General features: G+C 41.9%; 11 protein-coding genes. 1 reads left to right on the forward strand and 10 read right to left on the reverse strand.

Features of this window, described 5'->3' with window-relative positions; genetic code table 11:
• Positions 1 to 7: 7 nt before the first annotated feature.
• The 10 genes from fabG to RCG19_RS04690 form a co-directional block, all read right to left on the reverse strand.
• On the reverse strand, positions 8 to 748 hold the full coding sequence (gene fabG, locus RCG19_RS04645) for a 3-oxoacyl-ACP reductase FabG (protein WP_308109848.1): 741 nt from the start codon (positions 746 to 748) through the stop codon (positions 8 to 10).
• A 3-nt stretch (positions 749 to 751) separates the two neighbouring features.
• The gene (locus tag RCG19_RS04650) at positions 752 to 1,642 is read right to left on the reverse strand and encodes an intracellular short-chain-length polyhydroxyalkanoate depolymerase (protein WP_374049607.1); all 891 of its coding nucleotides are present in this window, start codon (positions 1,640 to 1,642) and stop codon (positions 752 to 754) included.
• Positions 1,635 to 2,657, reverse strand: a complete 1,023-nt coding sequence (locus RCG19_RS04655; RefSeq protein WP_308110924.1) for a 3-oxoacyl-ACP synthase — start codon at positions 2,655 to 2,657, stop codon at positions 1,635 to 1,637. The genes RCG19_RS04650 and RCG19_RS04655 overlap by 8 nt, the downstream gene beginning before the upstream one ends.
• A gap of 17 nt (positions 2,658 to 2,674) precedes the next feature.
• Positions 2,675 to 2,854 (reverse strand): hypothetical protein, encoded by a 180-nt coding sequence (locus RCG19_RS04660; protein ID WP_308109850.1) that lies wholly within the window; start codon positions 2,852 to 2,854, stop codon positions 2,675 to 2,677.
• A gap of 13 nt (positions 2,855 to 2,867) precedes the next feature.
• The gene (locus RCG19_RS04665; RefSeq protein ID WP_308109851.1) at positions 2,868 to 3,866 is read right to left on the reverse strand and encodes a branched-chain amino acid ABC transporter permease; all 999 of its coding nucleotides are present in this window, start codon (positions 3,864 to 3,866) and stop codon (positions 2,868 to 2,870) included.
• A gap of 4 nt (positions 3,867 to 3,870) precedes the next feature.
• On the reverse strand, positions 3,871 to 4,731 hold the full coding sequence (locus tag RCG19_RS04670; protein WP_166242109.1) for a branched-chain amino acid ABC transporter permease: 861 nt from the start codon (positions 4,729 to 4,731) through the stop codon (positions 3,871 to 3,873).
• 18 nt (positions 4,732 to 4,749) lie between these two features.
• Complete coding sequence (locus RCG19_RS04675) at positions 4,750 to 5,457, reverse strand: ABC transporter ATP-binding protein (protein WP_308109852.1); 708 nt, start codon at positions 5,455 to 5,457, stop codon at positions 4,750 to 4,752.
• Positions 5,435 to 6,208, reverse strand: a complete 774-nt coding sequence (locus RCG19_RS04680) for an ABC transporter ATP-binding protein (RefSeq protein ID WP_308109853.1) — start codon at positions 6,206 to 6,208, stop codon at positions 5,435 to 5,437. The genes RCG19_RS04675 and RCG19_RS04680 overlap by 23 nt, the downstream gene beginning before the upstream one ends.
• An 88-nt stretch (positions 6,209 to 6,296) precedes the next feature.
• Complete coding sequence (locus RCG19_RS04685; RefSeq protein ID WP_308110925.1) at positions 6,297 to 7,493, reverse strand: substrate-binding domain-containing protein; 1,197 nt, start codon at positions 7,491 to 7,493, stop codon at positions 6,297 to 6,299.
• A gap of 171 nt (positions 7,494 to 7,664) precedes the next feature.
• A complete protein-coding gene (locus RCG19_RS04690) occupies positions 7,665 to 10,898 on the reverse strand; it encodes a winged helix-turn-helix domain-containing protein (RefSeq protein WP_308109854.1) in 3,234 nt (1,077 codons plus the stop codon).
• 142 nt (positions 10,899 to 11,040) lie between these two features.
• Between RCG19_RS04690 and RCG19_RS04695 the strand changes: the two genes are divergently transcribed.
• Positions 11,041 to 13,566, forward strand: a complete 2,526-nt coding sequence (locus RCG19_RS04695) for an EAL domain-containing protein (RefSeq protein WP_308109855.1) — start codon at positions 11,041 to 11,043, stop codon at positions 13,564 to 13,566.
• Positions 13,567 to 13,579: the final 13 nt, after the last annotated feature.

Genomic DNA, 13,579 nt, shown 5'->3' on the forward strand with positions numbered 1-13,579 from the left:
CAAACTATTACATCATAATCCCGCCATCCACATGCAGCACAGTGCCATTTACATAATTTGATTCATCTGATGCCAAGAAGAGATAGGCATTTGCGATATCCTCGGCCTTTCCTAAGCGAGCCAGCGGCACCATCTGCAGCATTTGTGCCAAAACTTTTTCCGGTACCTTTGCTGTCATTCCTGTTTCGATAAAACCCGGAGCTACTGCATTGACATTAATTCCTTTTCGCCCAAGTTCCTTCGCCCATGTTTTCGTCATTCCGACAACACCGGCTTTTGTAGCCGCATAATTCGTTTGCCCGACGTTTCCATGGACTCCAGAGACAGAAGATGTATTAATAATTCGACCGCCCCCGTTTTCAATCATCGCCGGCAATACTGCTTGTGTACAATGAAAGACGCCTGTTAGATTGACATCAAGTACCTGTTGGAAATCTTCAACCGACAACTTAGACAACATCGCATCTCTTGTGATCCCTGCGTTATTAATCAAGATATCAATTTTTCCAAATGCTGCCCGAACCTTTTCTACCATATGATCCACACTCCCGCGGTCCGCTACATTTACTTGAAAAAAGGTCACTTCATAGCCTTTATGCTGCAGCTCACGAGCTCGTGCTTCCCCTTGCTCCACATTAAAATCGGCCATTGCCACCTTCGCGCCTTCTCGGGCAAAGACCTCTGCAGCAGCAAAGCCAATTCCAGCCGCCGCCCCTGTTATGATCGCTACTTTATCTCTTAATTTCATTACTTACTCCTCCAAAAATTGTGCCATCGCTTTTAATAATTGCGGGAGATCATCTACTAACGGTGAATGTCCACAATCTTTTAATTCGATATAAACAGCTTTATCACCTAAGTCCTCCACAAGTTCTTGCGTCATCGCTTTTGCAATCACCATATCGCGATCCCCTTGCAGCACAAGCACAGGAACATCAATTAAATCTACTTTCCCGTTACCTTCAACGAGTCCGTTATGATGATGGCTAATATTAAAGATATTATTTGCGTGATGAACTTCAGCCAAATTCCTTTGTGTTCTCATGTCTTGCACATACTCATCATAAAGTTCCGGAGCGGGTTGATTTTGGGTATAAATAACTGAATTCCAAATCAGTTTTAATAACTCCGCATTATTCGTGTCGTAGGCAGTTTGCACAGGTATCGTCCGAATCAAATCCTGTTTAATCTCTTCATGCAGGGAAAATCGCCTCGGCACATCCTGTTCATTTATTTTTCCATCGAATGGATAGCCACGAGTCGATTCTGACGCTAATAAAACCAATTTATTACAATAGCCCGGGTAATCAACGACAAATTGCATGGCAACTGCACCACCCGTTGACCAGCCAACAAACGCAAAATCCCTCAAGTCAATCTCGTCAACAAATTGCTTGACATCATCTGAAAAATCTTTCATCGACATGACTAGATTGTTATAGCTAGAGCCGCCAAAGCCGCGCAAATCCACCGCATAAAGCTTATACTTTGCATCCATGTTATCAAGGACGAGATCCCAATGCTTTGATGACGTCATATTCCCATGGATTAACAATACCTTTACCTCGCCGCCTTCTCTCTCCCTGTAAGCCAATGTTTCTCCATTCGGCAGAAGCACTTCTTTCATAGAAATCTTACCCATTTCCATCACCCTTCCCCCATTTAATAGTGGTTGCGCCCCAAGCGTAGCCAATGCCGGCACTGACTAATACAACAACATCGCCATCCTTTATTTTCCCTTCCTGCAAGCCAAGCTCCAGGGATAAAATCTGATCAATTTGTCCGATATGCCCATAGTCTTCTAGATAAATAGATTGCTCTTCGGTCAAGCCTAGCTCTTTTAAAACATATTCATGGGCCGTTTTTTTCATGTGAAGAATCGCCAAATAAGAGAGATCTGCTTCACGATAGCCGCTTTTTCGTAAAGATTCACGAATAACCTTTAAAAAGTGGTTCATCGACTTTTGTTCTAAGCGCTGTTTCATCCCTTCTGGGTCAAGGACATCGAGCTTATTGAGGCGCTGGTCAATCGCCTCTTTTGTTATCGGATTTTTCGTACCGCCGGCAACAACCACTACATCCTCAGAAAAAGAACCGTCCGTAATTAGGTCTGTTTCTAATAGTAGATTTTCGTTATGCCCCTTTCGTAAAAGAATCGCCCCGCCCCCGGCACCAAGGTTGAACATGAATCGGGTTCTCGGATTCTCGTAATCAATGTAATCCCCATTGCGATACCCGCCTGCGAGCAAGACGGTGTTTATAGAAGGGTCCGCGATCATCAAACTTTTCGCCACTTTCAAAGCCATAATGGTCGTCCCGCATCTTAACGCCACATCAAATGCCCAGGCATTTAACGCCCCCACTTCTTCCTGCAGCTTAATTCCAGCCGTCCAAAGTGGGTATTCCTTATGTTCTTCGCCAATATAAATCACCAGGTCAATCTCCATTGGATCTATACCAGCCTTTGCAATTGCTTGTTTGGCGGCGATAATCCCCATTTCACACGTATGGTCGCCAGACCCTGGGATATATTTTTTCTTGATTCCCATTTTCTCTTCGACCACCTGGGCGGGGAGACCTGCTCGTTCCGCAATCTCTTTTCCGCTCATAAATTCCTCCGGAAGATATGTTCCGGTGCTTACTATTCCAATTTGCATCCCCATCACCTTTTCACCTATGCTTCCTCAGCCATTTCCTCCATATATACCATTGCTTCCGCCATCGACCCAAATAAGGTTTCCTGTTGCTTCTGTACATGGGTAACCTTTATTCGCCATTGTTTTCTGCCAGTTTCCTTCTCAACGGCCGCTAATTGAAACCGAACGACGAAGGACGCAATTTGATTAGGCTCCACGCATTTCCACCTTCTATCCCACCACTTTTTCTTCCTTTTTTACCGTCTGCTGTTTTTTCCGTTTCCAGGAAAGTGTGCTTAAAGTTCCGACAATACCTTTTGGGAAAAACATCACGACCAAAATATAAATAATGCCAAAGAAAATAATCCAGCGCTCAAAAATCCAATGCTCCTTCGCCAGTTCGGTCAACCAATGATGGGCAAACTCGATTAAACCTGCTCCAATCATGGCGCCAACCAATGTACCCACACCGCCAATAATCGTCATTAATAAAGCATCCAAGGTAATATCCATCGCAAACACACTTGTATTCACAAATCGAAGCGAGATCGCATACAAAATTCCAGCGATGCCTGCTAATACACCGGAAACCACACTTGCAGCAATTTTATAATGTAGGACATGGAACCCTAATGATTCCGTTCGTTGTTCATTTTCCCTAACCGCTTGAAGGACCCGGCCAAGCGGGGAATTGGTAAACCGTTTTAAGATGAGAAATACCGCAAGCATAACGAATAAACTAAGCAAATAAAAATTAGTTCGGTCGATAAACTGTTCCGGGACGCGAAAGGTAAAGCCATCATTTCCATAGGTCATCGTCCGCCATTTCTCCGCCAGGACAAGAAACAGTCCTGATAACGATAGGGTTAACATCGCGTAGAAATGACTTTTTAAACGAAGAGTGAGCAGCCCAACAAGGAAGCTAACGAAAGCGGTTAATACAATTGTCACCAGCACGGCTAGAAGGAAATACCCTAGCGTTGGTTCAAACCGTTTCATAAAAATCCCCATCGTATAGGCCCCAATGCCAAAAAACATGGCGTGACCAAAGGAAACGATTCCAGTAAACCCCAACAATAAATCATAACTCATCGCAAAGATCGAAAAAACAAACACCTGTGTTAATAAAATGAGTAAGTTTCTTGATTCATAGATAAACGGCAAAAGGAGCAGAAAAGCAGCAATGACTAAAATGATAGCCGTCATTCTATTTCCTTGAATCCATCGCATCTTCTCACCCCCTCGCTCCAAATAAGCCCTGCGGTCGAATAATTAACACAATCGCCATTAGGAGCATATTAACGGCCAATGATAAATCTGGAACATAATAAGCCATAAATGATCCTGAAAGCCCAACCAGAATCGCCGCCAGTACCGAACCTTTGAAATTTCCCATTCCCCCAATGACAACGACAATAAAGGCTAAGATGGCGAATTCCATCCCCATACCGGCATGAATAACGCCGGAGTACGGTCCGAGCAGCACCCCGCCTAGCGCCGCCATCCCGGCACCAATCATAAAAACAAACATAAACACCCGTTGAATATTGATTCCAAGTGCTTGCACCATTTCTTTATTCATGACACCGGCTCGGACAACAAGGCCAATCTTTGTTTTTTTAAGCAAAAATTGCACCCCTGCAAAAATGAGAAACCCGACCACTATGATAAATACCCGGTACTTGATGATAATAACGCCGCCAAGCTCCCAACTTCCCTTTAAATAATCCGGAGGCGATGCCGTGATTTGATTGGGTCCCCAAATAACCTTCAGCATTTCGGATAAAACAAGCATCAGACCAAGTGTGATTAAGATTTGCTGCACATGGTTTCCATAAACCGGTTTAATAATCCATCTTTCAGTGATAATTCCGAGCAGAAATCCGGTCAAGATTGCGCCAATAATCCCGATGATAAAGCTATTTGTCTGCGAATAAACCCAAAGACCGCTGTACGCTCCCCAGGCGAATAATCCACCGTGAGCAAAATTCAGTACATCCATCAAACCGAAAATAAGCGTTAAACCGGCCGCCAATAAAAAAATTAGCATCCCTGTCGCCAGACCATTTAAGGTTAAATTTATGATTAAATCCACTTAGCCGTCCCTCCTTCCTTACGCAATCCCTAGATATTTCCGTTTCATTTCTTCATCTTCTTTTAATTGCTTCATGGTTCCATGACTGACCGTTCTGCCATCATCAATGATGTAAAAACAATCACCAATCGTACTCGCCATCATGAAGTTTTGCTCTACTAATACAATGGTGGTTTGATCTTTCATTTGTATAATCGATTCCATTACCTTCTCGACGACGATTGGGGCCAAGCCTTTACTTGGCTCATCAATTAATAGCAATTCATTTTCGTTTACATAGGCCCTTGCGATGGAAAGCATTTGTTTTTGTCCGCCACTTAACAGGCCGCCCGGTTTTTTCCAGAACGTTTTCAAGTCAGGGAACAAATGTAAGATTGAATCCATCCGTTTAGCGGTTTCCTCATCATCTTTTTGAATGGCTACTCTCATATTTTCCTCAACGGTTAGTCCGGCAAAAATCCCCTGATCCTCGGGAACATAACCAATACCCTTTTTCGCAATCGTATAAGTTGGCAGGGACTGAATTGCTTCACCCTTAAATATAACGCTCCCCTTCGAGGCTGGATTCAGCCCCATAATCGTTCGTAATGTTGTTGTTTTTCCAGCTCCATTTCTTCCTAGCAGAACGGTTACTTCGCCTTTTTTCACTTCAAAGGAAACACCTTGGAGAATGTGGTATTGACCAATATGTGTTTCTATTTGATCAAGTTTCAACAGGTCGTTCATCTATTTGACCTCCTAAATAGGCAGACTGCACGGTTTCATTGTTCATAATCTCTTCCGGGGTTCCATCAGCCAATAGCCTTCCATTAAAGAGGACCATCACCGAATCTGATAAATCGAGGATCATATCCATCTTGTGCTCAATCAGGATAATCGTCCGGTTCCCTTGTTCCTTTATTCGCTTAATTACTTTTAAAATGGCTGGAACTTCTTCAAGTGACATCCCTGCTGTTGGTTCATCTAGTAAAAGAACTTCCGTCTCTAGCGCCAGCAGCATCGCAATTTCCAGCTTGCGTTTTTCACCATGGGCAAGATTGCCTGCCAATGATTCCTTTTTTTCGTTTAACAGGACAAGCTTGAGCCAGTCTAATGCCTTTTCTTCAAATGTGCGATATTTTTTATAATGAAACAGCATCTGGTAGCGAATTCCCGCCTGCGATTGGACAGCTAATCTTACATTCTCCAACACCGTTAAATTAGGAAATACATTAGTAATTTGGAAGGAACGGCCAATCCCTCCTCTTGTGCGATTTGTCGGCGAGTACTTGGTGATATCCTTACCGCGATAATAGATTTTCCCTTTAGTGGGCATTAATTGACCACTTAAAAGATTAAAAAAAGTTGTTTTCCCAGCACCATTCGGTCCAATAATGGACTTAAAGTGTTTCTCAGGGACAGAAATACTGACACCATCCACGGCAGTATGGCCGCCAAAGGTAATGGATAAATCAGTTGTTTCAATAAGCACAGACATCTGCTTCACCGCCTTTTCAATTGAAATAAGGAAGAGGGTGACCGTGTTGCAGTTGGTCTAACCCCCGTCATTTTTCTTGATATGGAACTTACTTATTTCGGACCGGTGGAGCTGTTTCTTCAGGAGTCAGTTCCCTAATTAGTACTGGAACCGGGTACGAGACACCGTCTTTCTTCTCTAATTTAATTGCATACAAAGTTTGCAGGGCTTGGTGATCCTCCCCCCGGTAGGTCATTTTTCCTTTCGGTGTTTCAAAGCTCATGCCTTCCATCGTTTTGATTAATGTATCAGCATCCGCCTCACCATTTGTTTTCTTCAATGCCTCTACTATGGAAATGGCTGCACTCATCCCGCCTGGTGTAAACAAATCAGGAACATCACCGTTAAAGCGTTTCTGGTGTTCTGCTACTAGCCAGTCATTCATTTTATTTTTTGGCAGGTCATGATAATAAACGGTGAAGCCTTCCATGCCAATCAACGGCTCCATTGTCGATAATGCGGCAATATCCGGTGCCCCTGTAGAAATCTTGATTCCTTTATCCTGTACCTTCATGTCAGCAATTTGCTTCCATGGGGAGTTGGCCCCTGCCCAAACAACAAAGAGATAATCAGGTTTTGCATCGATGATTTTTTGAATATTAGAGGTAAAGTCTGTTGCAGCAGGATCTGCATATTCTTCCTTGACAATATCAGCGCCCAATTTTTCCGCTGCTTCTTTAAAGGCCGCCACACCGTCACGACCAAAAGAGTAGTCCGGTGCAAGGGTTGCAATCTTTACGCCCTTTTTGGCAATCGCTGCTGCACCAGCAACCGCATCCTGTGAGGAGTTACGCGCAGAATGGAACATATACTTATTAAACTCTGAACCTGTAATACTATCAGCGGCCGCTGGTTCAACAACCATAATCTTTTGATATTCCTCTGCCAGCGGCAACACCGCTAACGTGTCTGCCGAGCTGGACGATCCTACTAGGAAATCAACCTTATCCTCTTCTAATAACTTCGTGGCTTTTTGCACGGCGACCTCTGGCTTTGTTTCTGTATCTTCGACAATGAATTCAATCTTTCTTCCAGCCACCTCCATTTTTCCTTCTGTTGCATAATCAAGCCCGAGCTCAAATCCTCTTAATGTTTGTTTTCCATAAGACTCGAGTGCGCCCGTTTTAGAGGCAAGTACCCCGATTTTAATTGAAGCCTTATTTTCTGTTTTCCCACCGCCATCGTCCTTCGGCTCTGATGTTGACTTGTCAGAACTGCAGGCACTGGTAACAATCATTAAAAACATAAGTAACCCTACTAATGCCCATTTTCCGTGATACCCCTTCACAGCTTTTCCCCCTTAAAATGTTTACTGTAAAACTTTCAAACCATTGATTTAAGGATAGGCGCAGGAAGTTACAGAGGAGTTACAAAAAAGAAAAGCACAAGGCTTGAACAAAAAAAACAGCCCTATCCGTTAAGGCTGTTCAATCGATTTAAAAATGCTTTCCGATTCAATGATCATATTGTACATATGCCTAGTCGGCTCTAATGGGGTAACGCCCAATTCATCCTCCAAAACTTCGGTGCATTTTTGGTACCATTTCATCGCATGGGGGCGGTTATTTTTTCGATAATAGCAATACATTAATAAGCGATAAGCTTCTTCCCATGTGCGGTCACGTTCGAGGATTTTTTCACACCAATAGATTGCCGCATCGTAATTTTCACGGCGAACCCTTAATTGCGCTATTTTTTCGGCACCGCGTAAAAAATAAACAAGCAGACTCTCTCTTTTACTTATACACCAATCATCATAGCGACGGTCTGGCAAATAGTCGCCTTGATATAGAGTCAGTCCGCTCTCAAGGGAATAAATAACCTTTTCTTCATCGGCCTCATTCAGACCCGCTTGAATTAAAGCCTGAAAATGAGATGTATCTACTTCAATCACGGCATTTGGATTTAACCCGTAAAACATCCCGTCGCGAATGATAAAGAAAGGATTCGCTCTTGCTTTCCGTGTTGGTTCTAAGACATGCTGTAGGCTATTTAATGCAACCTTGAAATCACGATCAGCACTCTTTTTATCTTGATTTGGCCAAAGAATTTGCATGATTTCGTCCTTGGTCATCGGCTCACTTACAGTGATGAATAACTGAAATAATTCTTTTGCCTTTTCTCTCTGCCATTCCTTTTCCGCCGCCTCTTTCTCCCCAAGCCATAGTCGGAATTGGCCAAGAGTCTGCACACGAATGGAATACCCGGGATGGGAGTCCAATGTGTTGACCCCTAAATCCTGTAAGACTTTTCTAACAAACGACTTCTGAATATTCATGCTTATGCACTCAAGTAACAACGGCACAAACGCTTGGAGATCCCTTGGGCCGAATACAGATCTGTGATATAAAAAGAACTCATAGTCTTGATTGTGTAAAAGGGTTAAACATTCACCCATTGTTTCTTTAAAATCTTCAGGTTTTTTCTCCCAATAATAAAGATAGGAAAACCAAAACTTACTAAGCATTTGTCCAAAGGAATCCCCACATTGCTGAAAGGAAGAATCTGCCTTTTCCAAGTAATGAAGTGCCATTGGCAGCTGTTCATTATATATGCAGGTAATCCCCATGCAAAGTGTAATGCAGGCTGACAGCCAAACATCTTGTACCTTTTCTGTTTCCTGCAATGCCTTTTTGCCAACATCCAAGGCCCGCTCCAGTTCTCCCCTTGTTCCGTATAAAATACAAAGTCCCATTAAGGGCTCGGCCTTCCCTCTGTTGACACCGAGCTGGCCCATGATTTCTAAGGCTGTTTGGTAGCAATTTTCGGCTAAATGGGATTCATATTTATTTAAAATTTGCACGGCATGACCCATGCGAATCCAGCCGCATGCTTCAACGAACGGAGCTTTTAGACTTATTCCTTGTTGAATTCCCTGTTGGGCAAGTTCCTTGGCTTTTTCTCCCTCGCCGGTAAAGGCTTCAATTAAGGAAAGCAATAGATCCGTTTCGCGATGGGCTTGCGGTAGTAAGTAACCAATGGTACCATTCACCTTTTCTTTATAGAGGACTTTCTTTGCCTCCTCGAATCGGCCGGTTCTAAGATACAATCTTGCTTCTAAATTCCCATCGAAATTAGCTGCCTTTGTTTTTTCAATCCACCTCTCAGCCTCAGATGCTTTCCCTAGGTTTAAAAGATTCTCAGATAGTAATTGATAGAGTTTCCCCTTTTCTTCATCAAAACCACTAAGTTTTTCTCGATGATGAATCGCTTCGTATAAAAGACGTTCGGCATGGTGCGGCTGAATTGTGTCTAAAAAAATCTTCGCCTTGCCTTCAAGGGCCATACTCATCCCAAGATTATCGTGCTTTTGTTTCGCACCAAAAAAAGACCTTTCATAACACACTTCAGCCTCTTGGTATTGGGAACGGTAGCGGTGGATTTCCGCTTTTAAATACCAAAGAAGATTGTACGCTTCCAACTCCACTTGAGGAAGAATCGATAATTGATCGTATAGGCTTTCCAATTTGCCGCTCTCAAGCATTTGTAAGCCGTTCTCTTGTAAAATGGAGGCAATCGCTTTATGGTGATCAATCTTTTTATAATGATAAAGCGCTTCCTCCCATAGCTGTCTTTTTTCATAAAAACGGGCGCATCTCTCATTAAGTGCAGCATACTGACTAGGATTATTTTTTTGAAACATATTTTCGAGAAACTCTCTAAATAAGGCGTGATAACGATAATGGTTCAAACCAACCTTTTGGATGAATAAATTCCGGTCCTTCAATTGCTCAAGCATGACTGCAGCTCCTTGCAGCCCGATAACTTCATGACAGATTTCCTCCTCAATTTCTTCGAATATCGAAGTTTGCTCAAGGAACTGCTGGATAATTGGCGGCTGTTTCGAAAACACTTCCATCACTAAATACTGAAAAAAGTCGTGCAGCGAGTGTGAGGAATGTTCAAAAAGTTCGGAAATATCCCTTTTTAAGGGAATCTGCTGGGCAATCATGCATATCGCGATGACCCAGCCCTCTGTCATTTCAAAAATCGTATGCAATTGTTGGAATTCCATCTCTAAACCATATAGATCCGTTAAAAGGAGTTCCATTTCTTCAATCGTAAGCACTAAGTCTTCTCTTGTTATTTCTAATAATTGTCCGCAGGCTTTCATTTTCGTCAATTGTTTCCACCCTGGGCGGCTGCGGCTGGAAATGACCATATGTAAATTAGAGGGGATATGTTCTAGTAATTTTTCCATCCAGCTATTGATGGTATAGGAGTGTTCAATTTGATGAAAGTCATCCAAAATGAGTGTAATGGGCGAATCAGTCGCAAGGATTTCATTAATAAAAAGAGAACAAAGAATGCTAAGTTCTTCTTCCTTAATGTAGCGGTCCATTGTATCGATAAATGCAGCTAATTCCATTCCAAAATCCGGTATAACTCTTCGAATAGAATGAACGATGTAGGTGAGAAAGGGCAGGATGTCATCATCCATAGAGGAAAGGGAATACCAGCAGCCTGGAATTTTCTCATCCCTCATAAATAAGGCAAGTGCCGTACTTTTTCCAAACCCGGCTCCGGAATGGATAATGGTCAAAGGATAGTCATTCATCTCTTTCATTTTCTGTGTAAGCTTTGCCCTTCTGATAAAATCATCCTTTACCACGGGAATCCGTAGTTTAGTTTGAATGAGTGGCAGCTTCAATTCATATCCTCCCTCCCTATTTTCATAATATTTACACTATTTTATCATACTCCAAATAATAAATTGGCTTTTTTCTATGTAATAAAATGCATTTACTTGAAAAAAATAGATAGAAAGGAATACAAATTGGGGTGCTGCGTCATTGTCGATTAAAAGAAAGATTCCGTTGCTTTTTAGTCTTTTAGTTTTTCTCATTTTATTAACCAATAATGCCTTTCATTATTTTCGTTCGAAAAATCAACTGCTTGAATATAACGAAATCGTCATCAAAATGATTGTTAAAGAGGTTTCTTTTCAGGTCAAAAATACGAAAAGCAGCAGCTTATATGTAGAAGACATTCTTGGCAGAGACTTGCGAACGGCTTCATTAGCTATAAAAAATGCGCTTCCGGCACGATATCAAGATATCACCAACGAGCAGCTGGTTTCTTTGGCAAAGGAAACCGGTGTTTCCCATATTACCTTATTGGCAAAAACAAGTAATGACATTGTCGGCGTAAGGTCCTCCGACCCTCATGAAATCGGCATGTCCACTAAAGGCTGGGGCTATTGGTATGATGCTTATCTTCAGCTTTTTTCCTTAAAGCCTGTTTCCGTTGGAAAGGGAATGACCTTGCCAAATTACTGGTCCGGTCCGATTGAGGTCGCTTCATCTGATCCGAAACACATTGATAAATGGGGCTATTACTTTGATGGGACAACGAATTATATTATCAACCCCTATTTTCGCGACAAAATAACTGATTATGAAAAACGATTCGGGCCATGGAAAATCATCAAGGACTTTACAAAGGAAGAAGGCATATTGGAGGTAACCGTATTTAATCCGAAAAACTTTGGCAAAAAGGAGGAAGTTGTCCATTTAAACGGCAATAAATATATTCGCATTTCGGCACTGCCTATTTGGTACGGAGAGTATAAATATCAAAACTACACTACTGATGCGAATCTAGTCAAAGAGGCAATTACAGAGAAAAAAATTCAAGTCTATAAAGGGAATCTTAATGGCAAATTGGTCAGGAAAACCTTCGTCCCTATTTTTTCAAAAAATGATCAGCCATTCGTCATTGGCCTTGTTTATAATTATGGATTAATTCATGCGGAACTGGTTCACGAGTTAAAAGTACATATTTTGTTATCCATCGCGATTATGATTATCGTGTTAATTGTTAGCTTTCTATTTTCAAGGTCGATCACCCAGCCAATCGGCTATATCGTTGAGCATGTAAATGAAATTGCGCAAGGGAACTTTGGAAAAAAATTAAAGTTAAAACGAAAAGATGAATTAGGACTGCTCACCGAAAACGTAAATGCCATGTCAAACCATTTGCACGGTTATCTGGAGGATTTAAATCAAAGTAAAGAGCTTATCGAATACCAGGCCTACCATGATCCATTAACAGGTCTGTTAAACAGACGCTATTTCCAAGAAAAGTTAAAACGAATCATTGATCATGCAGATGAAACTGGGGAAACCGTGTCAGTTCTATTCATTGATTTGGATCGCTTTAAACAGGTAAACGATTCGTTTGGGCATAACAATGGGGATGAAATCCTAAAAATTGCTTCAGGGAGGATTAAGGATTCTCTTCCGGTTGATGATAACACGATCATCACAAGGCAGGGCGGCGATGAATTTATTATATTACTCATGAATCTTACGATCGATGAAACAAAGGCAGCAGCAGAAAAGGTTGTCAATCATTTAAAAAAGTCCTACTCATTAAATGGCAAGGAAATTTATCTCAGTGCTAGCTGCGGCATCAGCATCTATCCAGAGCATACAAAAAACATGGACACCCTCATTATTTATGCGGACTTAGCTATGTATTCTGCGAAAAAGACCGGTGGTAATAAAGTAACCATTTATTCTGAGAAATTAAGTCAGTCAAACATTGAAAGACCACGTTTAGAGGCGCACTTAAGAAAAGCAATTGATAATAAAAAAATTGAAGTGTTCTATCAACCAAAAACCAATGTCGATACAGGTACCTTATTTGGCGCGGAGGCCCTGGTAAGATGGACAGATGATGTCTTTGGCGTCGTCTCACCAGAAGTGTTTATTCCCATCGCAGAAGATACGGGGTTAATCCAGCCCTTATGGGAACTAGTAATGAACATGGCCTGTCAGCAGGTTAGCATATGGAATGCAACCCGTCCACAGCCTTTATCGATATCCATTAACTTCTCGGCACGTCAATTTCAGGAACCACTACAGATGGTCCAACGGGTTAAAGAAATTCTGACTGAAAGTCAGTTACCACCAAATAATTTAGAAATAGAAATTACCGAAAGCATTCTCTTAACGAATTCAAGCGAAATCATCCAAGCACTCAAATCACTAAAAGCGATGGGAATTGCTGTGTCTATTGACGATTTCGGAACAGGATACTCTTCCTTAAGCTATTTAAAAGATTTACCGATTAACACCTTGAAAATCGATAAATCCTTTATCCAGAATATAAATGAGAATCATGAAAACGCCGAGATTGCAGAAGCGATCATTAATCTTGCTCGCAGTCTCCATCTCGATGTCATCGCAGAGGGTGTCGAAGAAGAATATCAAAAGGATTTCCTTCTATCGAAAAATTGTGTTCAAATGCAAGGGTATTTGTTTAGCAAACCGTTAAGCATCGTGGATTTTGAGGAATTTATCGCCAAAAAATAAACGGGGCAGCCGC

This window comes from Neobacillus sp. OS1-2, assembly GCF_030915505.1.
Lineage (GTDB): Bacteria > Bacillota > Bacilli > Bacillales > Cytobacillaceae > Neobacillus.